The following is a 23,291-nucleotide window of genomic DNA, read 5'->3' on the forward strand; positions in this document are numbered from 1 at the left end:
CTGCGGCTGCACTCACAGCGTACATACCCCAACAAACGGATGGCCGGTCAATAAACATTGCGTGGGACGAGCTTTCACGGGTCGGTAGAAGTTCGACGGAATCGGATAGAGTCGTACAGAAATGTCCAGATCTGGTCCGAAGGTGACCAACCGTCACTCCGGCGGAGGAGGACCGATGGAGAACTGACCGGTCGGAATCGCGTGCAGACGGCGAGGCGACACGATAGACCGTCGAGTGACGAGCGGCATCGGCCGTTGACGGCCTCGACAACGGTTCACAACCGCATTCATCTCGCAACGCTTTTGGCCCGGGGGTCCGGACGGTTTACATGGCGAACGACGTTCCCGAGCACGAGCCCTATTCCTCGAAACTGCAGGTACCGGAAGCGTTAACGTTCGACGACGTTCTTCTCCGCCCCAAGGAGAGTCGCGTCGAACCCGACGACGCGGACCTCACCTCGAACGTCTCGAAGAACGTCGAGGTTTCGGTCCCCATCCTCTCGGCGGCGATGGACACCGTCACCGAGAGCGACATGGCGATCGCGATGGCCCGCCACGGCGGCCTCGGAGTTCTCCACCGAAACATGAACATCGACGAGATGGTCGAGGAGATCGGCCGCGTCAAGAGCGCCGACGAACTCATCATCCCGCTGGACCAGGTCGTCACCGCAGACCCCGAAATGTCCGTCCGCGAGGTCGACGAACTGATGGCCCGCCAGGGCGTCGGCGGGGCACCCGTCGTCAACACCAACGGCGAGGTTCTGGGTATCATCTCGAGCACGGACATCCGGCCCCACCTCGAGGTCAACGAGGACGACCCGGTCACCGAGGCGATGACCGACGAGGTCATCACGGCCCACGAGGACATCGACGCCCGCGATGCGTTCGAACTGATGTACGACCACAAGATCGAGCGCGTCCCCGTCGTCGACGACGAGAACCTGCTCGTCGGCCTCGTCACCATGCAGGGCATCCTCCAGCGCCGAGAGTACAAAGAGGCCGTCCGCGACGAGGACGGTCGCCTCCGGTGTGGCGTCGCCGTCAGTCCGTTCGAGACCGACCGTGCGCTCGCCGCGGACGAGGCGGGTGCGGACATCCTGTTCATCGATACCGCGCACGCGCACAACCTGAACGTGATCGACGGCGCTCGAGAGATCAAGGAGTCCGTCGACGCAGACGTCGTCGTCGGCAACATCGGTACCCGCGAGGCGGCCGCAGACCTGGTCGAGTTCGCGGACGGTCTGAAGGTCGGCATCGGTCCCGGCTCGATCTGTACCACCCGCGTCGTCTCCGGTTCGGGCATGCCCCAGATCACGGCCGTCGCGCAGGTCGCAGACGTGGCCGCCGAACACGACGTGCCCGTGATCGCCGACGGCGGCATCCGCTACTCCGGGGACGCGATCAAGGCGGTCGCCGCCGGCGCGGACGCGGTCATGCTCGGCTCCTACTTCGCCGGAACCGACGAGGCGCCCGGCCGCGTCGTCACGATGAACGGCAAGAAGTACAAGCAGTACCGCGGCATGGGATCGGTCGGCGCGATGAAATCCGGCGACAGCGACCGATACCTGAAAGAGGAACCCGACGAAGACGACGAGTACGTCCCCGAAGGCGTCGAGGCGGCGACGCCGTACAAGGGCTCGCTGCAGTCCGAACTCCACCAGCTCGCGGGCGGCATGCAGTCGGGCATGGGCTACGTCGGCGCGGAGACGATTCCCGAGTTCAAGGAGCGATCGGAGTTCGTCCGCGTCTCCTCGGCCGGCCAGGCCGAGAGCCACGCCCACGACGTCGTCATCACCGACGAAGCGCCGAACTACTCGCCCGATAGCGAGTAACGGGGCGTGCGATTCGGCCGCTGAATCGTCTCTTTCGCCACCGCGTTCCCGTTCGTTGCTACGCGTCGCCGTTCGTCGAGCAGCACGAAAACCGTCTCGAGTCGCTCAGGGATCGAGGGTCGGCGTCGAGAACGCGCCCTCGTCCAGTTCGGGATCGTACTCCTCGATGGCCGCTCGGACGACCGTGAACACGCCCTGTTTACTCCACCGCGCCGTATTGACGTAGAGGTCGTAGAACGTGCGGTTGTCGATGTCGATCTCGTAATACGACTGATATCGGCCGGCCTCGCTGACCTCTCGGACGCGCATCTCGGCTTCGGTTTCGATGCGATCGTCGATGCGCTCAAGCCGGACGTCTTCGGGGGCGTCGAGCCAGATCCGCAGGTCCGCGCGCTCGCCGGCCAGCCAGCCCGCCAGACGGGACTCGAGGATGAACGGCTTGTTTGCCATTCCCCACTTCTCGGCGATCTGCTGGAGGCGCTGGTCCAACGCGCGGTCGATCTCGTCGGACTCGTCGGCCTTCGCGGTGAGCTGATTGAGGCTCATATCGCGGTCCTCGGCGAGTTCGCGAAAGATATCGCCGCCGGAGACGTACGGACAGCCCATCGCGTCCGCGAGGCGTTCGCACAGCGTCGTCGCCCCACAGCCCGGCGGGCCTGAGACGGTGATGAAAAGCGTCGTGTCGATCCCCTCGGTCGAACTGTCTTGTGTGCCCATACGTTGATCCACTCGGTCCCCCGTGAAAAGGTTCCGGCTCGGATTCGGCGATCGAACCCGTGAGCAGTACGTTCGGTAACGAATGGCGCGAATCGGGCCGAGCGGGACTCAGGGGACGAACGAGCTGCCGCACTCGGTACACGTCAGTCGGAAGTTCCCCTCGTCGGTGAGCTCGAGGCCGTGCCCGATCTCGTCCTCGCAGGTCTGACAGTAAATCATCGACTCGATCTCGTCCCAGTCGTGTTTGGACTTGGGCGCGCCGAAGGCGAAGCCGACGACCATCTCGTCGGTGTCGTTGTAGCCGTGCTGGAAGTCCCCCGGCGCGAATCGGATCACTTCCCCTTCGTCGACGAGCAACTCGTCGTCCTTCGTCTCGAAGGTCGCGGTCCCCTCCTGGACGTAGAAGACCTCCTCCTGGTCGTGGTGGGTGTGCAGCCCGCCGGAGAACGACTCGCCGGGCTCGAGTTCGAAGTAGTTCATCGCGAAGTCCGAAAAGCCGAGCGCGTCCGAGACCGGCCGCCTGACGGAGTGGACGTCCATCGGGTTGACTTCGATATCAACGTCGTCGATTGCGACTTTCTCCATAAATTGGCCTTCGTCTCCCGCCCCAAAAGTCTCGTGATTGAGGATAACTACCACGTTGTGGGGTGCGAAGAGTAACGCCTACGGTCGTGCGACCCCGAGTCCCGGACGTGAACCGCCGCACGGTACTCCGATCCGCCGGGGTCGCAGCCACCGTCAGTCTCTCGGGCTGCGTCGAGGCGCTGCAGGAGCACTATCAGGGGAGTTTTCGAGGGCTGGTTCCGGTCGAACTCTACAACGAAGCGGATCAGCATTACGACCTCCGACTCGAGGCCTACGCCGCGGACGGAGACCGGCAGACGTACGAAGAGAGTTACACCGTCACGTCGGGCCAGCGGGCCACGGCACCGCATCTCGACGCGGCCGAACAGCACTTCCGTGCGACGAAGTTCGGAGAGGGAAGCGAACCGCTCGCAGTCAAAGACGGAACGATTACGCCGAATACGAGCCTCGTCCTCGTCCGGGTCACGAACGACGATCTAATCCTGGAGATCAAGCGAGGGGACGACAACGAGACGGGACCAACCGCCGGACAGGAGTCGAGCGGTGCCGAGACGGGCGGAAGTGACGCGAACGACATCGCCTGAGCGCTCTTTTTCGCGACCGATCAGGGATAGGGGTGGAACGGACGCTCGAGTCGCGCCTCGAACCCGAGGTCGTCCGGCACCGTCCGCGCCCGCTCGCCGAAGAACGGCTCGCCGGTGAACAGCGGTTGCGCGCCGGGGACGAGGACCCGAACCGCCTCGAAGCCGATCTGTTCGACGTCGCGCGTCGTCAATCGCGCCGCGTACGGCGTCAACCCCGCGTCGGCCGTTCGCTCACAGAGCGTCTCGAGCCGGTCGACACCCGTTGGAACGGGATCCGGCCCAACGCTCGCCGCGTGAACTGTCCGGTCAGTGTCGACGAACTCCCGGGCACGCTCGGGGAAAGACGCGTATTCGCCGATCGCACCGCCCGCGTCGTCGGCCTCGTCGGGGCCGAGGCTTCGGAGCTCGGTCCAGTTCTGCAGCGCCTCCTCGAGCGCCGACGTGGCCGCGGCCGCGGCGTCGAGGCCGGCGGCCGAGCCGACCGCGAAGGCGGGCCACGCGTCGTCGGTCGGCGAGATCTCCCCACCGCCCATCGCGTCCGGATCGCGGTGGACCGCCACGGCCACCACGGGTACGTCGACGTCCTGCGTGACGAGTAGCGGCGTCACGGATAACCTCTCACTGCGGGCGCGGCGCTCGAGTCGGTCGAACGCGTCAGTATCGACCGACAGGCCGAGCGGGTCGAACGTCGAGTACCACGCGAGCATCGTCGCGTCGCGCTCGATGGTCTCGGTCAGCCCCGATACGAGGGCGTCGACCGTCGACGACCCGAGTCCGAGCCCGGTCGTGATCGCCGGGACCAGTTCGTCGCCGGGCTGGGGGAACTGGACCGCTGCAGCCGGCAGATACACCGGATCGCCGGTCGCCAGATTTTCGCCCGGCACCCAGCAGTGCTCGTCGTTCGCATCGTACGCGGGTGCATCGTCCGGCCGAACGAGGGCCGTCGGAGCGACCGCGTTCTCGAGGTCGCTCTCACTCGCGCGGACGAAGTCGTCGTCGTGGTAGACCCCGGCGCAGTAGCGCTCGAGGCCCTCACCGACGGCCTTCATCAGCGCGGCGTTCCAGTCGTCGGCGACGCCGGCGGCCTGTCGCGGCGCGCTCGCGTCGCTGTAGGCGGTCGTGTCCGCCACCGTCGCCAGATAGTACGGCGCCGGGAAGGACTCCACCTCGGCGATGCTCGCGACGGGGCCGACACGGTCGTCGATAGCCCCCTCCGCGTGCTCGACCGCTGCCTCGAGGTCGAGCGTCTCGGCGTCCCGGTCGAGCGTCCGATCCCGACTCGCGTCGGCGCACGTACAGCCCGGCACCGGTAAGAGCGGCCGTCGGGCGTGTGGCACTTCGCGGACCGAGCCGACGATCGACCGCTCGTCGCCCGAGAGAACGCGGACGCACTCCCGGCCGGCGACCGCGCCAGCGAGTCGGGCCGCGCTGCGGTCGGCCTGCGGAGCGTCGCCCTGTTCCTCGAGATTCGACGCGACGCGTGCGCGGAGACAGTCGAAACAGCCGGTGGCGGGCGCGAAGCCGGTCACGGCCGCGTCGACGGTCGGAATCGGGAAGCCGCCGACGCCGCCGATTTCGAGGGCGATCCACGGCGTCCCGCCCTCGAGTGTGGCCTCGTTCGCCCGATCGAACGTCGTCGACCCCACGACATCACCGACGACCGCAAAGCGTGCGTCGGCGAGCGACCCCGGGTCGGCGTCACGAACGTCGATATCGACATCGCCGAGCGCGGCGACGACCGCCTCGCGGACCGGGTCGTCGGCCACGACGGATACCTGCATACCCCATTCCTCCGTGGCGGGGGGCAAAAACGCCCCGCTCGAGTCGCGATCGCTGGCGGCACAGCGAGGAGAGGTGGGCTGTCAGTCGTCGGTGCTCGGCTCGATGTCGTCGCCGACCGGCGGACCGGCCGGTCCCTCGGTGACGTCGACGTTCCGCCAGGTGCCTCTGCGATACCAGCCGTACGCGAGGGTAGCGCCGACGGCGTTCGAGACGGCGAAGGCGAGCCAGATGCCGCGGTACTCCAGGGCCGTCTGCGAGAGGCCGTAAGCGGCCGGAAGCCGAATGAGGCCGTAGATCACGAGGACGATCGCGGCCGCGGTAAGCGTCTTCCCGGTCCCCCGGAAGCTGCCGTTGTAGGCCCGCATCACCCCGATGAATCCAAAGGAGGGCGCGACGTACCGGAGGAACGTAACGCCGACTTCGATGACTGCTGAATCGTCGGTAAACGCCGCGGTGATGGGCCGAGCGCCGATCCACGCCACGACGCCGAGCGCCCCGAGGACCACGAACATGGTGCGGGCGGCGAAGTCGGCGGCGGCCTTCGCGCGATCCGGCTTGCCGGCCCCCACGTTCTGTCCGGTCATCGTCTCGACGCCGCGGGCGACCGCGATCGCCGGCAGGAAGATGACCGAGAACACGCGCGTGCCGATCCCGTAGGCGGCGACGACGTACGTCGGGAAGAAGCCGACGATCACCAGCAGCAGGTTGATCGACAGCGCCCGTCCCATCCCCTCGATCGACGCGGGAAACCCGATCCTGACGAGCTTCTTCGCGAATTCGAGGTCCGGGCGCATCTGGCGGAGCCGAATCCGGACGCCCCTCGTCCCGCGGAACATGATCGCGAGGCCCACGACGATCGCGAGGGCTCGAGCGAAGACCGTCGCGATGGCCGCGCCCTCGATCCCGAGTCTGGGGAACGGCCCCCAACCGAAGATCAAGAACGGGTCGAGGACGACGTTGAGGAGGACCGAGCCGAACATCACCAGCATCGGCGTGACCGTGTCCCCGTAGCCTCTCATTAGCGCGATGAAGACGAAGAAGCCGAACATGAAGGGCATCCCGAGCGAGATGACCTGCATGTAGTCGGTCGCAAGCAGCTGTACGTTCTCTGACGCACCGAGGAGGCCGAGCAGTTCGTCGACCGAGGCGTAGCCGACGAGGCCGAGGACCATCGCGCCGAGCAGCGATAGCGCCACGGTCTGGGAGGCGGCGTACTCCGCCTCGCTCTCCTCGTCCGCACCGACGTGCTGGGCGACGAGAACGCTCCCGGCGGTCGATAGTCCCAGCCCGACCGAGATCAGCAAGAACACCATCGGGAACGCGAAGCTGATCGCCGCCAGCGCGTTCGTGCTGTACTGCCCGAGCCAGAACGTGTCGATGAGGTTGTACGCCGTCTGCAACAGATTCGTCACGATGATCGGCAGCGAGAGGTAGAACAGCGGCCGTGCGATGTCACCCGACGTGAGGTCGAACTCCTCCCGACCTTTGAACAGCGCGGAAAGTCGGTCCAGCAGGCTCATCTGTCGGCCTCCGCCCCGCCGTCAGCGTACGTCGACTCCGGACCGCTCGAGCCGTCCGTCCGAAGCGTCTCGTCGATGTATTCGTGGACGTACCGCTTCGTCCGCTCGGGCGACCGATCGACAGCGGCCGCTCGCGTCTGCGCCCCCTGGAACAGCGTCACGAGGAAGTCCGCCGTTTCGTCCGGGTCGACGTCGTCGTGGAACTCCCCTACCTCGATGCCGTCCGCGACGAACCCGGCGATCCGATCGCGGAGCGCTCGGTCGAACTCGCTCAGTTGCTCCCGGTAGGCCTCGTTGTACGGCGATTGGGCCTTGATCTCGAGGATCGCCGTTCGGAACTCCTCGGCGGACTCCTCGTCGGCCGGCGTCAACAGTTCGTCGAGAAACTCGTGGAGCTGCTCGGCCGGCGTCTCACCCGGGACCGTCTCGGTTCGCTCCTCGAACCTGGCGAGCAGATACTCCAGAAACGACTCGAGGAGGTCCTGCTTGCCCTCGAAGTGGTAGTGGAGCGTTCCTTTGCTCTTGTCCGATTCAGCCGCGATGTCCTGCATCGTCAGCTCTGCGTAGCCGTGCTTGCAGAGCGCCTGGTACGTCGCCTGCATCAGTTCGTCGATGGTCTCGTCCGTCATGCAGGAAGGTACTACGAAGACTTACTGACTGGTCAGTCAAAAGCGCTTCGTAACCGGATGCTCACGGACGGCTTGACGAGATCGACTGGATGTGGAAAGCGGTCGATATCGAGGGCGAGCGCGATCAGTCGCGATCGCGCAACCGCTCGAGGACTTCCTCGGCGTTCTCGACCGCTTTTTCCTTCTTCGCCGGGTAGGCCTCGACCTTCCCGCGGAAGGTGATGCCGTCGCCGAGGCGCACGTCGCCCTGGAAGGCGGCCTGCTTGTCGAGACGCAGGAACAGTTCGGTGTTCTCGGTGACCCGCTCGTCGAGCTCGTCGATCAGGCCGTCGAAGGACTCGAGGTCGGCCAGCCGCGAGAGGACGTGGCGCACGTCGTCGGCGTTCTCGACGCGGGCCGAGAGGACGAGGATGCGGTCGCCGTAGTGGCCCTCGCTCTCGGTACGCTCGATCTCGAACGGCTCGTCGTCGCCGTCCGGGAGGAAGGTACGGAGCGCCTCCTCGACGCGCTTTTCGTCCTCGGTGGCGTAGCAAAACGTTCGCAAGTCGACGTAGTGAAGCGGGATCTGGGGCATCTACGGGTCGAAAGTCGGTGTGGTCGTCGGACCGGGGTGACGGGACTGCGGTCGCCTCGGGCGAGCGCGGCCGGTCCGGAACGGCGTTACTCTTCGTCTTCGTCGGCCGCCTCGAGGTCGTCCTCGGGGACGCCGGCCTCCTGGCCGTCGTCGAAGCTGATCGTGTAGGTGACGTCGCCGAACATCGACTCCATCGTCTGGGTGACGGTGCCGGTTTCGCCGTCGAACTCGCTGTGCTCGTCGTGGAGGACCACGCGGTCGTCTTCCTCGAAGCTCATAGCCGGTGATTCCCCGGCGGCGTGTAAAAAGGGACTGATTTTGCCGTCAGGGTCTCGGGATCAGCGGCCCGCTTCGATAGTCGAATCGCGGTCCGGGGCCGATCAGGCCTCGAGTTCGACGCCGAGTTCCTCGAGCAGGGTTTCGGCCGCTGCGTGCGAGGAGCCGGGGCCGCGAGCGGTGATGAGATCGCCGTCGACGGTGACGCTGGTGTCGGCGTCGAGTTCGGCGTCCCAGTTGCCGCCGGCCGCCTCCACCTCGTCTTCGACCCAGTAGGGCAGTTTGCGGCCGTCGGGCATCCGGTCCTGTTCGTCGACGATGCCTTCCTCCCACTCGTTGGGGAAGCCGGTCACGTCGCGGCCGTTGACGATGAACGCGCCGTGGCTGTCGCGGGCGAAGCCGAGCATGCCGACGGCGTGGCAGACGACCAGCGCCTTGCCGTCGCCCTCGACGATATCGCGGAGGAGTTCGCGGGCGTGTTTGTCCTGGTTGATGTCCCACTCGGTGCCGTGGCCGCCGGGGAAGACGACGGCGTCGTACCCCGCCGCGTCGGCCTGTGCGATCGGGATCGGGTCGTTCAGCCGCTCGTCGTTCTCGGCGACCTCTTTGACGTGTTCGGCGGTCTCCTCGCCGACCTGGTCGGGATCGACCGAACGCTCGTCGACGACTGGCGGGTCGCCCGACGGCGTCGCGACGGTGATCTCGACGCCCGCGTCCGAGAGCGTCTCGAGGGGTTCGACGCACTCCTCTCCCCAGTAGCCTTCCTCGCTAACGACGAACAGTGCTTCCGTCATATCTCGACGTACGATCGGCAGCCTAAAAACGGCCAGCCCACCCGTCGGTTCTGCCGCAAGTCCACTCGCGGACATGTCGGCTTCGCGTACCGTCACTGCGCCCGGGAGTGGCTTTTTTCGCCGTCGACCGCCTAGTTACGAGAGGTGATAGCATGTCACGGCGATCAGGTCCGTTCGACGGCATCGAAGAACTACTCGACAGGCTGAACCGTCAGATCGAGACGGCGACACAGTCGTGGGAAACGCAGATGGACAACCGGAGCCAGCTCGACCTCTCGATGGGGGGATCGAAGACGAGCATCGACCTCGCCGACGAGGGCGACGAGTTCGTCGTCACCGCCGACGTGCCGGGCTACGAGAGCGACGACCTCGAGTTGCGTCTCACCGGTGAGACCCTCGCCATTTCGGGCAACCGCGAGCACACCCAGGAAGTCGGCGGCGAGGAGGAGAACTACATCCGACGCGAACGCAAGACCCAATCGTTCAGCCGACAGGTCCGGCTGCCGGAGCCGGTCGACGCCGACGGGATCCGGGCCAGCGTCAACAACGGTGTGCTGACCGTTCGACTGCCGAAGATAGAGCCGAGCGAGGAGTCGCGCTCCATCGAGATCGAGTGACCGCAGCCCCGGGCTCGGGCAGACCGCGCGTCGTCGGCGTCAGTCGTCGAGGTTCAGCGCGTCGAAGAACCGTCGGCTGAGACGGCTGCCGACGAACTCGAGCAGTTCTTCGGCGTCATCTTCCACGTCCGCGAACAGCCCGAGTTCGATCCGGCCGCCGGCCATGTCGTGGTGGCCGCCTACTGCGCCTAGCTCGTCGAACGCCGACTCGAGCGTCTCTCCCATGTTGACCCGTGGATCGATCGAACGGCCGCTTAGCCGGATCGCGTCGCCGACGATGCCGTACGCGAGGACCGTATCGACGCCCTCGAGATTGAGCAGGTAGTCCGCCGCCTGCGGAAGCGAATCGGTCTCGGTCGTCTTGCCGACGCTCGCGACCAGCGACGATCCCCGACGTTCACGACTGGCGATCGCCCGGCCGATGGCGTCGAGCGTGCCCGGAGTGAACGCGCTGCCGTACAGCTGTTCCAGAATCTCGAGGTCCGCGTCGGGGTAGACCGCGAGGGCAGCCACGTACTCGCGTCGCGTGGGTTCGCGGACGAAGTCCAGTCGTTCTCGGTGGAGCGCGAACAGCAGCGCTGAGGCGAGTCGCGTCGTCGGCTCGACCTCGAGATCCTGCAGGTACTCGACGAAGATCGTCGCCGTCGCGCCGTAGTCAGTACGCACGTCCTCGAAGGTGGCGCCGCTCGAGTCGCCGGGGTGGTGGTCGACGACGACGTCGGGGGTGACGCTCTCCGGTGCCTCGGTGTTCGCGCCCGGTCTGGCGTGGTCGACGAAACCGATGCGATCGTACTCGTCGATATCGGTATCCGAGAGCGTCCGGAGACTGATGTCGAGCATGTTGACGAACGCGCGGTTCTGCTGGTGAGAGATCTCGCCACCGTACGTGATCGTCACGTCCCCGACGTCGTGGTCGAGCGCGATCGCCTCGAGCGCGAGCGCGCTGGCGAGACAGTCCGGATCCGGATTGTCGTGACAGACGATCGCCAGCGACTCGGTCGCCTCGAGGACGGACACGAGCTCGTCCGCGCGAGACATACCGGTGATACGGCGACGAGAAGCTTGAATCCCGCGTCGCGTCTCAGTGAGAACAACGAATTGGGAGTGTGGAAAGTCGCGACTACTGAGACGATCGCGGTTGATTTCGCTCCCGACCGGGTCGAACTGGAATCGGAGGTTCCAGGCGGTTTCAGCTGGTTGAGACGTGCCACAGCCGGAGAACGCACACTTATTTCACCCGGATACCCGAACGGCCAGTATGCGCGACGCATATCTCGTCGGTGCGGGACAGTCGGACTACGGGGCGTTCCCCTCGGAGAGCTACCGGTCGCTGTTCCGGACCGCGTTCGACGCGGCGACCGACAGCGTACCGAAGGGAATCGAGGCCGACGACGTCGACGAGGCGTTCGTCGGCAACCTCGGCGTCGGCGGCCGCCAGCTCGGCCTCTCCGGGCCGGCGGTGACCGAACACGTCGGCCTCGATGGCGTCCCGACGACGCGAGTCGAGAACGCCTGCGCGGCCAGCGGCTTCGCCGTTCGACAGGCCGTTCAGGCCGTCAAGTCTGGGATGGCCGACGTCGTCCTCGCGGGCGGCTTCGAGATCATGTCCGACATGAGCTCGGACGCGACGAAGTACTGGCTCGGCGTCTCCGGTGAAACCGAGTGGGAGCGGCTCTCTGGCACCACGTTCTCCGGCGTCTACGCTCAGATGGCCAGCGTCCACATGGAACAGTACGGCACCACGCGCGAACACCTCTCGCAGGTCGCCGTCAAGAACCACGCCAACGGCGCGAAAAACCCCCACGCACAGCTGGGCTTCGAGTGCTCGCTCGAGGACGCCCAGTCCGCGCCGGTCGTCGCGGATCCACTGAACCTCTATCACTGCTGTCCGACCTCGGACGGCGCGGCCTGCGCCCTGATCGTCAGTGAAGACGTGGTCGACGAGTACACGGACGACCCGATCCGCGTCGCCGGCGTCGGCGCCGGCAGCGACACCGTCGGGCTCTTCCAGCGCGACTCCTACACCGGCGTCCCCGCGAGCCAGCGAGCCGGCGAACAGGCCTACGAGATGGCCGACGTGACGCCCGACGATCTGGACTTCGCGGAGGTCCACGACTGCTTCGCCATCGCGGAGCTGCTCGCGTACGAGGATCTTGGCTTCTGTGAGAAGGGCGAGGCCGGCCAGCTCGTCGACTCCGGCGCGACCGAGATCGGCGGCGACCTCCCCGTCAACACCTCCGGCGGCCTCAAGTCCAAGGGCCACCCGATCGGCGCGACGGGTGCCGGACAGGTCGTCGAGGCGTACAAACAGCTCTCCGGCAAGGCCGGCGAGCGACAGGTCGAGAACCCGACGCGCGGGCTGACCCACAACGTCGGCGGCAGCGGTGGTGCCGCCGTCGTCCACGTGTTCGAGAAAGAACAGGAGGTGAAAGCATGAGCGCGATCACCGGCGTCGGCGCGTACGCACCGCGGTTCCGCATCAGCAGCGAGGCCTTCGAAGAGGCCTGGGGCCAGTTCCACGCCGCCGGCGTGAGCGAGAAGGCCGTCCCCTCGGCCGACGAGGACGCCCTGACGATGGCCTACGAGGCCGCCACGCGGGCCCTCGAGGCGACCGACACGGACCCCGCCGAGATCGACTGGCTCGGCTTCGCCGCCTCGCGGCCGCCGGAGGCCGAGGAAGACCTGACCGCCCGGCTGGGTGCGATGCTCGCCCTCCCGGCGTCGGCGACCAGACAGACCTTCACCGGCAGTACGCGAGCCGGCACGCGGGCGCTCTGGGCCGGCGGTGACGCCCTCGAGGCCGACGCGACGACCGCGCTCGTCGTCGCCGCCGATGCGCCCAAAGGCGATCCCGACGACGGCGTGGACCACGCCGCAGGTGCCGGCGGGGCTGCGTTCGTCGTAGAGCGCGACGGGCCGGCCGAGATCGTCGACCGCGCGGAGTACGCCGCACCCTATCCCGGGACCCGGTTCCGGAATTCCGGCGAGGACGAGACCCAGGGGCTCGGCGTCACTCAGTACGACCGGAGCGCGTTCACCGAGACGATCGGCGGCGCGGTCTCCGGCCTCGAGGTCGATCCCGAGCCCGAAGCGGCCGCAATCCAGGCCCCCGACGGCAAACTTCCCTACCGCGCCGCGGGCGCGGCCGGCGTCGGAACCGACGAGATCCAGGCCGCAGCGACGGTCCACGAACTGGGCGACCTCGGCGCCGCGAGCGTTCCGCTGTCGCTCGCGCGAGCCCTCGAGGACGGCTACGAGTCCGTCCTCGCCGTCTCCCAGGGCAGCGGTGCGGGCGCGGACGCCTTCGTCGTCGAGACCGACGGTGCCGTCCCGGCCGTCACCGCACTCGAGGGCGACGATCCGCTCTCGTACGCGGAGTACCTGCGCCAGCGCGGCGTCGTGACCACCGGCCCGCCGTCGGGCGGCGGCGCCTACGTCAGCGTTCCGTCCTGGCGGCGCTCGATCCCGCAGCGCTACCGGCTCGAGGCCGGCCGCTGCTCGGAGTGCGACGCGCTCTCCTTCCCGCCGGAAGGGGCCTGCGACGACTGCGGCGCGCTCGCCGAGTACGAGCCCGTCGAACTCGCCGGCGAGGGGACGATCGAAGCCGTCACGACCATCTCGCAGGGCGGCGCGCCGCCGGAGTTCGCCGAACAGCAGGCCAAGTCCGGCGACTACGCGGCCGCGATCGTCGCGCTCGAAACAGATGGCGGCGACGAAACCGTCAGCGCTCCGGCGATGGGCACCGACGCGGACCCCGCCGACTTCGCGGTCGGCGACCGGATCGAGACGACGATCCGCCGCATCTACACGCAGGAGGGCGTCACCCGGTACGGCTTCAAGATCCGGCCCGCGAGCGAGTAGCGGGCTCGAGGTCGAGTCGTTGAGAGTCAGAACTGAATTGCGCTATTTGATTTAGTCAATAGGAGGGATTCGTAGAGCTGCTTCTCTACTGTCCATTCCCATGAAATGATAACAAATATGTCAACCGAGAGTTTGGATCCGTTATGGAGATCCGCAGTGGTGTAATCGCGGTTACTCTTCGACCACAACTACCTCTCTCTAGATGGGGGTTTTCATAGCCAAAAAACCGCAATTCGTTCGAACTGTTAACGAGATGTGACCACTCAGTACAGCGACGGTAGCAGAGCGCTTCTGTTCACGAAATGTCGAGTAATCATACATCTCGAAGAGCGCCTTCTGGCGACGATTGCGGCTCCGAAACAGAAAGTACTTACAGCCGTTCAAACGCCGTTCAACTGTGATAATAGGCGGCATGGCTGGTCTCTCGCTCGGGCTCGAGTTCCTGCCACGTGTCATCGAAAGCGCACATGTCGTCGTCGACGGAGCGACAGGCTGGCCGGGGCTGAGCATCGTCTTCGTCTACTCGTTTCTGATCGCGTTCGCGCTCCCCGGCCCCAGCGAGATCGTCCTCGCGACGCCACTCGACCTCGGCATCCCGCTCTGGGTCCACTTCGCCCTCATAATGGGCGTCAGCGCGACGGGAAAGACCCTCGGGAGCCTCTTTGCGTTCCGTCTCGGTCAAGAGGCGAAACAGGCCGGGCCGATCGTCCGACGGCTTCGCCGCTCCCGGTTCGATATCGTCGCGTGGTCGGAACGGCGAACGGTAACGCTCGCACAGCGGTACGGTTACGGCGGACTGGCGCTCGCGCTCTGCGTTCCGTTCTTCCCCGATACGCTCTCGATCTACGCGTTCGCCGTCCTCGAGGAGAACCAGACGAAATTCGCCGTGGCCACGTTTATCGGAAGCCTCGGCCGGCTCGTGGTGACGATGGGGCTGCTGGGCGGCGCGGCCGCGATCGCGTGAGCCGTCTCGAGCCGACAGTATCCCGCTCGAGGGGTCAGTTCCCCGTCAGCGCCTCGCTCGCCGGCGCGAACTCGATCGTCTGGCCGAGCCCTTCCTCCGTCGCGCGCTCGTAGAGCAGGTACGCCGCGGCGACCGTCTCGATACCGGTCCCGCCGCTGTCGAAGACCGTGATCTCGTCGTCGCTCGTCCGACCGGGCGCGTTCCCGGCGACGACCTCGCCCAATTCCGCGTGGACGTGGTCCTCGTCGATCGCGCCCTCCTCGAGCGCCTGGATGAACGAGCCGGCGTCGAACGTCGCCCGCTCACGGAGATCGGGGACGTAGGTCGCGTTGGCGATCGTTTTCGTATCCAGTTCGCGCTTGTCCGGCGAGTACTGGCCCATCGCGGTGACGTGGGTACCGGGCTCCAAGTCGTCGCCGTCGAAGACGGGGTCGCTGGCCCGCGTGGCGGTGATCACCACGTCGGCGCCCGAGAGGGCGGCCGTGCTCGAGTCGACCGCGCGAACCGAGGCCTCGAGCGATTCGTCGAAGTCCGCAGCGAAGTCTTCGCGGCTCTCGGGCGTCGGTGAGTAGACCCGGACCTCGGCGAAGTCCCGAACCGTCGCGGTCGCGTGGAGCTGGCCGCGGGCTTGCGCACCGCTGCCGATGACAGCGAGGGTGTCGGCGTCGTCGCGGGCGAGGGCGTCGACGGCGACGGCACCGGCGGCACCGGTCTTGTGGGGGTTCATGCTCGCACCGTCGAGTAGGGCCAGCGGCGCGCCGCTCTCGGCGTCGAACAGCGGCGTCATGAACCAGGCGTCGACTGCGCCGAATCCGGAGCTGTACATGTAGCCGCCCATCGCGCCCGTTTCAGGGAGGACGGCGGCGTACGTCGTGAGCATCCCCTGTGGATCGTCACGGAAGAACTTCGATCGGGGCTGTGCCGGTGCACCGTCGCCGCGCTGGCGATACCCTTCACGGACGGCGTCGACGTACTCGGCGGGCGTTGCGAGGTCTGCGACGTCCGAACTGGTCAGGAACAGCGTGTCGGTCATGGCCGACACAACGGAACGAAGCAGGGAAAAGGAATCGAAAGCGGGGATAGAGACGAGAACTGAGACGATCAGTCCGCGTTCATCGGGGGACGCGCGGACCGGGCCTCGTCGGAGACGTCTGCGGGCGTGTTGACGAACATCGCGTGTCCGATGATCGCCATCGCGACCAGCGCGCCGAGCGGCACCGCCGCAGTCAACGACACCCCGACGGTCGTGAGGGCTGCGGTGATACCGAGCAGTGCGACTGGGATGAGGCCGAGAACAATGTCGTAATATCCAGTCATAATCTGTCCTATACTAGGAGGAATAGGTATATAAGTATTTCCCATAATTAGCTCGTGGGCGATGGCTTTCCGACAGAGATCCATCGAAAATCCCACCTATAACTTACAGGAGTGTTATCTAGCCCCCAATATATCATCATGTTACTTTACAGTTACGTATGATCTAGAGACTGGTAGCACAGTGTCGTCGTTTTCAGCCCTCGGAAGGGGAATATTCGCTGCGTCGACGGGCCGGGGTTACGAAAAGGGATAGGTAATATCTGGTTCACATACGCGAGGACGTGGATGCGACGACGACTTACGTCGTCGCCGACCGGAAGAGGGCGTAGCCGACGCGCCAGCCGAGCAACGCGAGCAGACCGAACCCGGTTATCACGAGCGGAAACGGCCAGGTCGCTCCGCCCTCGAACAGCGACGATGCTCGAAGCATGAGGCCGACGTTCGCCGCTGCAATCCAGGTGATTGCCAGCAACCGGTAGTCGCGAACCGGCTCGAGCCCATCGCGCGTGTAGAGGCCCGCGAGCAGTGAGACGGCGGCCCAGCCGATCGCGAAGGGTGCGACGGTCTCGAGCGATGCCAGCGGGTCGGCGATCGGATTGCCGCCGTGTTCGACGTTTCCGAGGAGGACTAGCCCGACAACGAGAACGGTGTCAACGGTCGCTGTCGCGAGCCGCTCTCGGTCGACCGAGCCGTCGCGAGTGCCGGTCCGTACTGCCGTATCCATACGCGAACCTCACGGTCGAGAGACCATCGGTGTCCCGGTTCGGATCGACCGTCGGAACGACCTGACAGGAGAGGAGGAACCCGGCGACAGTCGTCGCCGAGTGCCGTCCAACGGACAGCGCGTCCGCGTGCGAGGGTCGCCTCGCACGACCGCTCGGTCGGCGGGCGACCACTTTGTTATCGATTGCGTTCAGGGATGACCGATTTCCAACCGAGATACCAGCAGCCGGTAAGCAGATCATACGCCGACCGCGGTTCCGGAATCGGGCGTCGGTCACCACCGTTCTGAACTGTTCGGAGCGCCGACTGTCAGCAGAAATACTAATGAGGGACGACGCCAAACCGGCCACGTGATGGCTGTCGTCGGCGACCGCCGGCCCGGCTGTGACGGGTGCGGCCGAACGGTTGCGCTCGAGGACGCAACGACCGTACGTATGCCGGACGGCGATCAAGTCGTCTGCTGTCCGGACTGTGAACCGTACGCCAGAGCGGCCGCCCGGAAGGGCGGGTCACTCGACCAGCGCCGCGACGCGTGTGACGGCTGTACCGCCACCGTCCCCGTTGCGGAACTCGAGGATGTGGTGCTCGACGACGGGACCGTGGTAACGTGTTGTCCGTCGTGTGCGGCCGAGGCACCGACCCGTAGCTCGGATGATGTCGGCGGCGCTCGAACCGCCGAGCCGGACGCCGCCAGCGGTTCCGGTCGTGCAACCGCGAACGACGTGGACGAGCGAGGGCGCTGTACGCAGTGCCGCGAGGACGTTTCCGAGGAACTGTATCGCGTTACGACGATCGACGAGCGCACCGAACGGCTGTGTTCCGGCTGCAAGGCCGACGCCGAGGAGAACGGTATCATCGCTGCAGTCGCCATGCGAAAGCGACGGGCGCGCGAGGTGCTCGGCGTCGACGCGACCGCGACCGAGGACGAACTCCGCACGGCGTATCACGAACAGGTGAAACGCGCACACCCCGACCGGAAAACCGGCAGCAAATCGGCGTTCGCGCTCGTCAACGAAGCCTACGAACGACTTCGAGAGGGCGACTGACGGTCGCTCCCGTCCTCGCGGCGGACGAAGCCGATCGTCCCCGGGTTGAAGTAGTACGTCGATCCACAGCCCTCACACGACGTCGAGAGCAGTTTGCCGTGGCTGTGGAGTTTCCAGAGCTTCGTCTGTCCCTGCTCGAGTTCCAGCGTCACGGGGTGACCGCAGTCGGGGACGGTGCACGGAAAGCGAATGTACCAGTTGGGAACCGACAGCGCGCCCAGCGGCGCGAGTTCGCTTCGCAACCGACAGAGGAGATTAAAGATCGTAAACGAGAGGTTGCTCCGATCGATCGTCACCCCCTCGACGTCGCTGACGAACCCGTGGTGGGTGATCCCCTCGTCACGCAACGGGAGGACAGGGATGCCTTTGGCCACCGCGTATCCGATCTCCTGGTTGATCCACGTATTTTCGACCGCCGACTCCGTCAACACGGCGACTACAACGTCGCTGTTCGCAAGGCGACCCTCGAGTCGCTTCCGCGAACGGCCGGATTCGATCTCCTCGAGCGCGATGTGGACGCCGAATGGGAAGTTCTTGACCGTCGAGAACAGGTCCTGAACGAGTTCGAGATCTCCGGGCGCGTGCGACACGTACACCTGTTCCCCTGTCATGAACCCACCTACGACTACGAGGTGATGCAACCCCTATTAATCTATCTCCCAGACGCGTTTAATCAGTGTCACGTCCCGTCGGGCGATCGGTGATCGTCCGTAGTACGCGCTCGGAGAACTCGAGCTCCGAGAGCCCCGTTCCGAGCCGTTCGAACCACTCGCCTTCGACGTGCCAGCGACCGCGGACCGCCCCGTCGGTCGACAGCGACGTGGCCTCGAGCCGGCCCGGCGTCCACGCCCGCTCCTCGGCGACCGACCGGAGCGTCCGGATGACAGTACCGACCTCGTCGTTCGAGACTCGCGGCGAGTCGGTGACGACTTCGTACTCGAGTTCGATTCCGGCCCGGTCTTGGATCGGTGACTCGCCCGGTCGATAGTCGGCCGTCTCCGCGCTCTCGTCGGCCGCCGGGCCGTCCATCCACGCGAACCCGGTTACGTAGACGCCCTGGCCCATCAGCCGATTCTCGAGCGCCACGGGTAGGGGCGGTTCGCCGGATTCTGGTTCCGCGTCGCCGGAGCCTTCGTCGACCATACGAATCGGTTCGACAGGAACAAAGAAAAGCCGGTCGGCAGACACGCCGTCGCCGCGGTGATGCGGCGATGCGGTCCCCGCCGCTCGGCGAGCCGTCTTCAGAGCGGATCGACGAGATCTTCGAGCGCGGCCGTCGGATCGTCGGCCTTCGCGACGCCGCTGGCGAGCAGGACGCCCTCGGCACCGAGGTCGCCGGCGGCGACGACGTCGTCGCCCGTGCTGATACCCGCGCCACAGAGGACCGAAACGTCAGGATCGACGCGCTCGGCGGCCTCGACCGCGTCTTCGACGATATCGGGGTCGGCCTGGCTGACCGGCGTTCCGGTACCGATGAGTTCGGGGGGCTCGACGGCGACGGCGTCCGGTCCCAGCGCCGCGGCCGCGCCGATCTGGGCCGGATTGTTCGCGCAGACGACCGTCTCGAGCCCCGCTCGTTCGGCCGCCCGGACCGAACCGTCGATGTCGGCCAGTTTGAGCCGTCGCTCGGAGTGGTTGATCAGTGTCCCGTCCGCGCCCGCGTCGGCGACGGACTCGGCCAGCGTGTGGCCGGTGTTGCTTCCGTGCTCGATCGGATCGACGTGCTGGGCCCACGTCTCGACGCCCGTCGCCGCGACGCGCTCGAGGTGGGCTGCCTGCGGTGCGACGACCAGACGAGCGTCGGTGGTCTCGTCGACGTCGCGGACGGCTTCCGCGACGGCGACCGGATCACACGGATAGGTCTTCAGGTTAACGAGGACGAACATATCGACATCCGCACCCGCACGAAAGAAATAGCTTGCGAGTCCGGGACGGCGCGTTCGAGTCGGGCGTCAGTCCTTTCGCTTGACCACGTCGCCCAGCGTGTAGCTCCCCGTCGAGGAGCCGCCGGACCATTCGGAGTCGCCGCCGGAACTGCCCTCCGCGCTCAGTTCGATCTCGAGATAGTTCTCGAGTTTGGACTGGACGCGGTCGCTCGGGAGCGTGTCGCCGCGTTCGATCTTGCGGATCAGGCTCGCCTTCTCGTTGAGTTCGTTCGCGAGATCGGACTGGCTGAGTCCCTTGCTCTCGCGGGCGTTGCGGACTCGGTCGTCGTAGTCGGTCGCCAACTCGTCCATGTCGTCGAACATGTCGGAGCGGCGGCGCTGGCTCGAGCCGCCCGAACTCGTAGACCCCGCGCTCGAACTGGAGGACTGTCCACCCCCTCCCGACGAGGACGAGCTCGAGCCGGTCGAGTACTTCGTCGACGTGCTCGAGGTCGAGGTCTGTTTGACCTCCGTGCCGAAATCGGTACAGTTCGAACACACGTCGAGCTTGGCGCCCTCGACTTTGATGGTCTTCGGGGACGACGTCTCGGCGCCACACATCTCGCACTGAACCATGTGGGATTCTATATCGTGGCGAGGGATAAAGCATGCGGCGCGGTCCCGATCGGAGAAAACCGTCAAAGCGCCGGCGAACGGTCGCTCACTCGAGCGCGACCCAGGAGTAGTAGAAGCGCTGGACCGCTGTCAGATGGCCGACCACCGCGAGGAAGACCAGCAGCCAGCCCACGAGCGTGAGGTCTGCGAAGAGCTCTCCCGGGAACGGGTACGCGAGGAAGCCGACGATCCCGATGATAGCCAGCCGGTCGGCTCGACCGACGAGCCCGCCGTAGACCCGGTCGAGGCCCACGGCCTGGGCCTGCGTCCCGAGGTAGGAGGTCATCACGACGCCGGTCACCGCAGCAAAGCCGAGGAGGTAGTTCTCGAGCCCCGCTGCCAGCCCGGCGATGACGACGATGTCGGCGTAGCGGTCGAGGACGTGATCCAGCAGGTCGCCGCCGGCCGAGGCGACCTCCTGTTCGCGCGCGAGCGCCCCGTCGACGATGTCCAGCCAGCCGTTGAGGAAGACCAGCGCCGCCGCCACGGCGTACCACATCGGATCCTCGAGGCCGCCGAGGGCGAAGGCTACCGCCGCCAGGATCGCCATCCCGAACGCGATCACGCTCACGCCGTTCGGCGTCATGCCGATGCGGTCGAACCCCGTGACGAACGGGTCGAGGAACCGCGAGACGTAGGGGCGGAACTTGTCGAGCGTCACGTCAGATACCCCACGAAGTCGACCTCGCCGGCGCTCGGTTCGCGCTCGCCCGCCGCGACCGCTGCGAGGGCGTCGGCGACACTTTCGGGATCGCGGTCGGTCGTGTCGATCTCGTAGACCGACTCGAGGCCGTGTTCCTCGACGGCCTCCGAGAGGATCACGTCGAGGGCCTCACTCTCCGCGTTCTCGACGGCTTTCGCCTCGGATTCACCGCGCTCGAGCAGGCGCTCCTCGAGCGCCTCGGGCTGACACCGCAGGACGGCGACCCGATCTGCGTCGACGTGGTGGGCGAGGTGTGATTCGATCACCACGTTATCGCGTCCGGCGACCCACTCGCGCAACGCGTCGATGTCGGCTATTTTGCTGTCGCGGTCGGCGTCGACCTCGGTGTACAGTTCCTCGTCTTCGAGGACGCGATTGAGGTGGATCACCTCGAGGCCGGAGGCCTGATCGTCCCCGTCGGCGTCGGCCGATCCGTCGGCCAGTCGGGCCTCGAGCAGTTCCGTCGCGGTCGTCTTCCCGGTGCCGGGCGTACCGGTGACGGCGACTCTCACGTGTCGGCCACCTCCGCGTCGGGGTCGGTGGATTCGGGCTCGAGGCCGAGATCGGCCAGCACCCCGTTGAGCGTCTCGACGGCTCGCTCGGTCTCCGCGTCGGTACCGCAGGTGATTCGGATACAGCCCGGGAGGCCGAAGCTCGAGCAATCACGAACGATGACGCCGCGCTCTTGCATCTCTTCGGCGACAGCGGTGGCGTCGCCGACGGCGACGAGAACGAAGTTCCCCTCGCTGTCCCAGACGTGTGTATCGACGTGTTCGCGCATATACGCGCGTGAGTCGCGGGCCGTCTCGACGGTCCGTTCGACGTGTTCCTCGTCCTCGATCGCGGCCAGTCCGGCCCGGCAGGCGAGTTCGCTCGCCGCGAACGGCGTATTCACGCGGGCGTAGGCGTCGGCCCACTCCGCGGGGACGACGGCGTAGCCGAGCCGGATACCGGCCAGTCCGTAGGCTTTCGAGAACGTCCGGAGGACGGCCACGTCGTCGCGGGCTGCGAAGCCGTTCCGGCCCTCGATGAGGGCGACGGCGCTGTCCCGATCGGCGAACTCGCCGTAGGCCTCGTCGACGACGATCAGCGTCTCGTCGTCGGTCTCGTCGGCGAGCCGCTCGATTTCGGCGAGCGGCATCGTCGAGCCGGTCGGGTTGTGCGGGCTGGTAATCCAGATCACCCGTTCGCCGTCGGAGGCCTCGAGCACGGCGTCGGCCGTCTGGGCGAAGTCGTCGGCTCTCGAGAGTTCGTACTCCCGAACGTCGCCGTGGTGGAACCGGGAGCTCATCCCGTAGTAGGCGAAGCCGGGCGACGGAACGAGGACGTCGTCGCCGGGCTCTATGGTCGCCCGGTGGAGGTAGTCGATGGCTCCGTCGCCGCCGTTTGCCAGCCAGACCTGATCGTCGGCGACGTTCCAGCGGTCGGCGACGGCGCTCGTGAGGTCGGCGTGGGCGGCTTTGGGATAGGAACTCACGCTCGCGGCCGTCTCGCGGATGGCCACGGCGGCGGCCGGCGAAGGCCCGTGCGGGTTCTCGTTCGAGGCGAGTTTGACGAATTCGGAGGGATCGCGCCCGAGTTCGCGGGCGACCTCCTCGATGCCTCGACCCGCCTCGTAGGCGACGTGGTCGGACAGGTCGCGCGGTTGCATACGCGAATCCTGTTTCCCGTGGCTCTTAAGGGTGCTTACATGTGGTGAGTCGCTCGCGTTCGGCTATCACACTCAGGGACGGACTCGAGCCCAGCGGAGCCGTCGCGAGCGGTCGTCACGATGCTCCCGTCTCGACAGTCACGCTGAGCCTACCGGAGCCTCCAGAGCAACGACCGGAGTTTGTATCCCAACGAGCCGCGCTGATAGCCGGTCCACCCGCTCATCCCGCCGGCGAGCGTCGCCGCGTCGTACCCCTCGTCGACCAGCAGAGCGGTCGCCCGCTTGGCGACCACGCCCATCTTGCACACCACGACCACCTCCTCGTCGGCCGGAATCTCGTCGAGTCGATCGCGTAGCGCCTCCTCGTCGCCCCGTCGCAGTGCTCCGTAGACCGGCACGTTGTGGCTGTTCTCGATCGCGTTCGACTGAAAGGCCGAGCGCGGGCGGATATCCAGCAGAAACGGGTCGTCTCCCGAGTCGAGCCGCTCGGCCAATTCGTCCGGACGGATACCACTCATCGACACTATATTGTCTCGTATGAACAAAACCGTGGCGCTTCGAGCGGACCCCCGCGTA

27 protein-coding genes are annotated in these 23,291 nt (G+C 66.4%); 7 read left to right on the top strand and 20 right to left on the bottom strand.

The genetic code is table 11. From position 1 onward, the window contains the following. Positions 1-329 precede the first annotated feature (329 nt). Entirely contained in the window at positions 330-1,832 is a 1,503-nt protein-coding gene (gene guaB, locus NDO75_RS23910; RefSeq protein WP_310909137.1) for an IMP dehydrogenase, read from the top strand. 105 nt (positions 1,833-1,937) lie between these two features. On the opposite strand, the gene cmk is transcribed toward guaB, so the two are convergent. Both cmk and NDO75_RS23920 read right to left on the bottom strand, forming a co-directional pair. Further along, positions 1,938-2,549, bottom strand: coding sequence for a (d)CMP kinase (gene cmk / locus NDO75_RS23915; RefSeq protein ID WP_310909138.1), 612 nt, complete (start codon positions 2,547-2,549; stop codon positions 1,938-1,940). Positions 2,550-2,657: 108 nt separating this feature from the next. After that, positions 2,658-3,134 (bottom strand): cupin domain-containing protein, encoded by a 477-nt coding sequence (locus NDO75_RS23920; RefSeq protein WP_310909139.1) that lies wholly within the window; start codon positions 3,132-3,134, stop codon positions 2,658-2,660. 107 nt (positions 3,135-3,241) lie between these two features. Here NDO75_RS23920 and NDO75_RS23925 point away from each other — a divergent pair, with 107 nt between their 5' ends. Further along, entirely contained in the window at positions 3,242-3,718 is a 477-nt protein-coding gene (locus NDO75_RS23925; RefSeq protein WP_310909140.1) for a hypothetical protein, read from the top strand. A gap of 20 nt (positions 3,719-3,738) precedes the next feature. Here the strand turns inward: NDO75_RS23925 and NDO75_RS23930 are convergent, their stop codons facing one another. The 6 genes from NDO75_RS23930 to NDO75_RS23955 all read right to left on the bottom strand — a co-directional run bounded on the left by NDO75_RS23930 (position 3,739) and on the right by NDO75_RS23955 (position 9,293). Next, the gene (locus NDO75_RS23930) at positions 3,739-5,499 is read right to left on the bottom strand and encodes a YcaO-like family protein (protein WP_310909141.1); all 1,761 of its coding nucleotides are present in this window, start codon (positions 5,497-5,499) and stop codon (positions 3,739-3,741) included. 81 nt (positions 5,500-5,580) lie between these two features. Then, on the bottom strand, positions 5,581-7,020 hold the full coding sequence (locus tag NDO75_RS23935; protein WP_310909142.1) for an MATE family efflux transporter: 1,440 nt from the start codon (positions 7,018-7,020) through the stop codon (positions 5,581-5,583). After that, on the bottom strand, positions 7,017-7,649 hold the full coding sequence (locus NDO75_RS23940) for a TetR/AcrR family transcriptional regulator (RefSeq protein WP_310909143.1): 633 nt from the start codon (positions 7,647-7,649) through the stop codon (positions 7,017-7,019). The genes NDO75_RS23935 and NDO75_RS23940 overlap by 4 nt, the downstream gene beginning before the upstream one ends. Before the next feature lie 124 nt (positions 7,650-7,773). Continuing rightward, positions 7,774-8,223, bottom strand: a complete 450-nt coding sequence (locus tag NDO75_RS23945) for an RNA-binding protein (protein WP_310909144.1) — start codon at positions 8,221-8,223, stop codon at positions 7,774-7,776. Positions 8,224-8,309: 86 nt separating this feature from the next. Beyond that, positions 8,310-8,501 carry a DUF1918 domain-containing protein gene (locus NDO75_RS23950; protein WP_310909145.1) on the bottom strand — a complete coding sequence of 64 codons (192 nt, stop codon included), beginning with the start codon at positions 8,499-8,501 and terminating at the stop codon, positions 8,310-8,312. A gap of 102 nt (positions 8,502-8,603) precedes the next feature. Then, positions 8,604-9,293, bottom strand: coding sequence for a type 1 glutamine amidotransferase domain-containing protein (locus NDO75_RS23955; RefSeq protein ID WP_310909146.1), 690 nt, complete (start codon positions 9,291-9,293; stop codon positions 8,604-8,606). A gap of 152 nt (positions 9,294-9,445) precedes the next feature. On the opposite strand from NDO75_RS23955, the gene NDO75_RS23960 reads away from it, so the two are divergent. Continuing rightward, complete coding sequence (locus tag NDO75_RS23960) at positions 9,446-9,910, top strand: Hsp20/alpha crystallin family protein (RefSeq protein ID WP_310909147.1); 465 nt, start codon at positions 9,446-9,448, stop codon at positions 9,908-9,910. A gap of 39 nt (positions 9,911-9,949) precedes the next feature. On the opposite strand, the gene NDO75_RS23965 is transcribed toward NDO75_RS23960, so the two are convergent. Beyond that, the gene (locus NDO75_RS23965; protein WP_310909148.1) at positions 9,950-10,948 is read right to left on the bottom strand and encodes a bifunctional oligoribonuclease/PAP phosphatase NrnA; all 999 of its coding nucleotides are present in this window, start codon (positions 10,946-10,948) and stop codon (positions 9,950-9,952) included. A 220-nt stretch (positions 10,949-11,168) separates the two neighbouring features. Here NDO75_RS23965 and NDO75_RS23970 point away from each other — a divergent pair, with 220 nt between their 5' ends. From NDO75_RS23970 to NDO75_RS23980, 3 genes are all read left to right on the top strand, one after another. Next, positions 11,169-12,347 carry a thiolase domain-containing protein gene (locus tag NDO75_RS23970; protein ID WP_310909149.1) on the top strand — a complete coding sequence of 393 codons (1,179 nt, stop codon included), beginning with the start codon at positions 11,169-11,171 and terminating at the stop codon, positions 12,345-12,347. Further along, positions 12,344-13,771: a zinc ribbon domain-containing protein gene (locus NDO75_RS23975; RefSeq protein ID WP_310909150.1), complete on the top strand. Its 1,428-nt coding sequence runs from the start codon at positions 12,344-12,346 to the stop codon at positions 13,769-13,771. Before NDO75_RS23970 ends, NDO75_RS23975 begins: the two co-directional genes overlap by 4 nt. Before the next feature lie 412 nt (positions 13,772-14,183). Then, the gene (locus tag NDO75_RS23980; RefSeq protein ID WP_310909151.1) at positions 14,184-14,735 is read left to right on the top strand and encodes a VTT domain-containing protein; all 552 of its coding nucleotides are present in this window, start codon (positions 14,184-14,186) and stop codon (positions 14,733-14,735) included. Between the two features lie 34 nt (positions 14,736-14,769). Here NDO75_RS23980 and NDO75_RS23985 read toward each other — a convergent pair whose 3' ends face one another. The 3 genes from NDO75_RS23985 to NDO75_RS23995 form a co-directional block, all read right to left on the bottom strand. Further along, positions 14,770-15,768, bottom strand: coding sequence for an ornithine cyclodeaminase family protein (locus NDO75_RS23985; protein WP_310909152.1), 999 nt, complete (start codon positions 15,766-15,768; stop codon positions 14,770-14,772). Positions 15,769-15,836: 68 nt separating this feature from the next. Next, positions 15,837-16,052 carry a hypothetical protein gene (locus NDO75_RS23990; RefSeq protein WP_310909153.1) on the bottom strand — a complete coding sequence of 72 codons (216 nt, stop codon included), beginning with the start codon at positions 16,050-16,052 and terminating at the stop codon, positions 15,837-15,839. Positions 16,053-16,350: 298 nt separating this feature from the next. Then, positions 16,351-16,776, bottom strand: a complete 426-nt coding sequence (locus NDO75_RS23995; RefSeq protein ID WP_310909154.1) for a DUF3054 domain-containing protein — start codon at positions 16,774-16,776, stop codon at positions 16,351-16,353. Between the two features lie 352 nt (positions 16,777-17,128). Here NDO75_RS23995 and NDO75_RS24000 point away from each other — a divergent pair, with 352 nt between their 5' ends. Next, entirely contained in the window at positions 17,129-17,821 is a 693-nt protein-coding gene (locus tag NDO75_RS24000; protein WP_310909155.1) for a J domain-containing protein, read from the top strand. Here NDO75_RS24000 and NDO75_RS24005 read toward each other — a convergent pair. The 8 genes from NDO75_RS24005 to NDO75_RS24040 all read right to left on the bottom strand — a co-directional run bounded on the left by NDO75_RS24005 (position 17,794) and on the right by NDO75_RS24040 (position 23,233). Further along, the gene (locus tag NDO75_RS24005; RefSeq protein WP_310909156.1) at positions 17,794-18,432 is read right to left on the bottom strand and encodes a toll/interleukin-1 receptor domain-containing protein; all 639 of its coding nucleotides are present in this window, start codon (positions 18,430-18,432) and stop codon (positions 17,794-17,796) included. The genes NDO75_RS24000 and NDO75_RS24005 overlap by 28 nt on opposite strands. Positions 18,433-18,490: 58 nt before the next feature. After that, positions 18,491-18,964, bottom strand: a complete 474-nt coding sequence (locus tag NDO75_RS24010) for a hypothetical protein (RefSeq protein WP_310909157.1) — start codon at positions 18,962-18,964, stop codon at positions 18,491-18,493. A 98-nt stretch (positions 18,965-19,062) separates the two neighbouring features. Beyond that, entirely contained in the window at positions 19,063-19,707 is a 645-nt protein-coding gene (tpiA, locus tag NDO75_RS24015; RefSeq protein ID WP_310909158.1) for a triose-phosphate isomerase, read from the bottom strand. A 66-nt stretch (positions 19,708-19,773) separates the two neighbouring features. After that, complete coding sequence (locus NDO75_RS24020; RefSeq protein WP_310909159.1) at positions 19,774-20,322, bottom strand: multiprotein bridging factor aMBF1; 549 nt, start codon at positions 20,320-20,322, stop codon at positions 19,774-19,776. 85 nt (positions 20,323-20,407) lie between these two features. Further along, the gene (locus NDO75_RS24025) at positions 20,408-21,022 is read right to left on the bottom strand and encodes a CDP-alcohol phosphatidyltransferase family protein (RefSeq protein WP_310909160.1); all 615 of its coding nucleotides are present in this window, start codon (positions 21,020-21,022) and stop codon (positions 20,408-20,410) included. Beyond that, a complete protein-coding gene (locus tag NDO75_RS24030) occupies positions 21,019-21,576 on the bottom strand; it encodes an adenylate kinase family protein (RefSeq protein WP_310909161.1) in 558 nt (185 codons plus the stop codon). The genes NDO75_RS24025 and NDO75_RS24030 overlap by 4 nt, the downstream gene beginning before the upstream one ends. After that, complete coding sequence (gene hisC / locus NDO75_RS24035) at positions 21,573-22,715, bottom strand: histidinol-phosphate transaminase (RefSeq protein WP_310909162.1); 1,143 nt, start codon at positions 22,713-22,715, stop codon at positions 21,573-21,575. Before hisC ends, NDO75_RS24030 begins: the two co-directional genes overlap by 4 nt. A gap of 149 nt (positions 22,716-22,864) precedes the next feature. Continuing rightward, positions 22,865-23,233 carry a rhodanese-like domain-containing protein gene (locus tag NDO75_RS24040; protein WP_310909163.1) on the bottom strand — a complete coding sequence of 123 codons (369 nt, stop codon included), beginning with the start codon at positions 23,231-23,233 and terminating at the stop codon, positions 22,865-22,867. Positions 23,234-23,291: the final 58 nt, after the last annotated feature.

Origin of the sequence: Natrinema sp. 1APR25-10V2, from assembly GCF_031626495.1 — an archaeon.
GTDB lineage: Archaea > Halobacteriota > Halobacteria > Halobacteriales > Natrialbaceae > Natrinema.

Coding starts and splice junctions, on each gene's coding strand:
- NDO75_RS24005 (WP_310909156.1), bottom strand. CDS start 18,432: ATGACAGGGGAACAGGTGTACGTGTCGCACGCGCCCGGAGATCTCGAA.
- NDO75_RS23980 (WP_310909151.1), top strand. CDS start 14,184: ATGGCTGGTCTCTCGCTCGGGCTCGAGTTCCTGCCACGTGTCATCGAA.
- NDO75_RS23930 (WP_310909141.1), bottom strand. CDS start 5,499: ATGCAGGTATCCGTCGTGGCCGACGACCCGGTCCGCGAGGCGGTCGTC.
- NDO75_RS24020 (WP_310909159.1), bottom strand. CDS start 20,322: ATGGTTCAGTGCGAGATGTGTGGCGCCGAGACGTCGTCCCCGAAGACC.
- NDO75_RS23935 (WP_310909142.1), bottom strand. CDS start 7,020: ATGAGCCTGCTGGACCGACTTTCCGCGCTGTTCAAAGGTCGGGAGGAG.
- NDO75_RS24010 (WP_310909157.1), bottom strand. CDS start 18,964: ATGGTCGACGAAGGCTCCGGCGACGCGGAACCAGAATCCGGCGAACCG.
- NDO75_RS23970 (WP_310909149.1), top strand. CDS start 11,169: ATGCGCGACGCATATCTCGTCGGTGCGGGACAGTCGGACTACGGGGCG.
- guaB (WP_310909137.1), top strand. CDS start 330: ATGGCGAACGACGTTCCCGAGCACGAGCCCTATTCCTCGAAACTGCAG.
- NDO75_RS24000 (WP_310909155.1), top strand. CDS start 17,129: ATGGCTGTCGTCGGCGACCGCCGGCCCGGCTGTGACGGGTGCGGCCGA.
- hisC (WP_310909162.1), bottom strand. CDS start 22,715: ATGCAACCGCGCGACCTGTCCGACCACGTCGCCTACGAGGCGGGTCGA.
- NDO75_RS23960 (WP_310909147.1), top strand. CDS start 9,446: ATGTCACGGCGATCAGGTCCGTTCGACGGCATCGAAGAACTACTCGAC.
- cmk (WP_310909138.1), bottom strand. CDS start 2,549: ATGGGCACACAAGACAGTTCGACCGAGGGGATCGACACGACGCTTTTC.
- NDO75_RS23950 (WP_310909145.1), bottom strand. CDS start 8,501: ATGAGCTTCGAGGAAGACGACCGCGTGGTCCTCCACGACGAGCACAGC.
- NDO75_RS24040 (WP_310909163.1), bottom strand. CDS start 23,233: ATGAGTGGTATCCGTCCGGACGAATTGGCCGAGCGGCTCGACTCGGGA.
- NDO75_RS23965 (WP_310909148.1), bottom strand. CDS start 10,948: ATGTCTCGCGCGGACGAGCTCGTGTCCGTCCTCGAGGCGACCGAGTCG.
- NDO75_RS23945 (WP_310909144.1), bottom strand. CDS start 8,223: ATGCCCCAGATCCCGCTTCACTACGTCGACTTGCGAACGTTTTGCTAC.
- NDO75_RS23920 (WP_310909139.1), bottom strand. CDS start 3,134: ATGGAGAAAGTCGCAATCGACGACGTTGATATCGAAGTCAACCCGATG.
- NDO75_RS23975 (WP_310909150.1), top strand. CDS start 12,344: ATGAGCGCGATCACCGGCGTCGGCGCGTACGCACCGCGGTTCCGCATC.
- NDO75_RS23990 (WP_310909153.1), bottom strand. CDS start 16,052: ATGACTGGATATTACGACATTGTTCTCGGCCTCATCCCAGTCGCACTG.
- tpiA (WP_310909158.1), bottom strand. CDS start 19,707: ATGTTCGTCCTCGTTAACCTGAAGACCTATCCGTGTGATCCGGTCGCC.
- NDO75_RS23940 (WP_310909143.1), bottom strand. CDS start 7,649: ATGACGGACGAGACCATCGACGAACTGATGCAGGCGACGTACCAGGCG.
- NDO75_RS23985 (WP_310909152.1), bottom strand. CDS start 15,768: ATGACCGACACGCTGTTCCTGACCAGTTCGGACGTCGCAGACCTCGCA.
- NDO75_RS23995 (WP_310909154.1), bottom strand. CDS start 16,776: ATGGATACGGCAGTACGGACCGGCACTCGCGACGGCTCGGTCGACCGA.
- NDO75_RS23955 (WP_310909146.1), bottom strand. CDS start 9,293: ATGACGGAAGCACTGTTCGTCGTTAGCGAGGAAGGCTACTGGGGAGAG.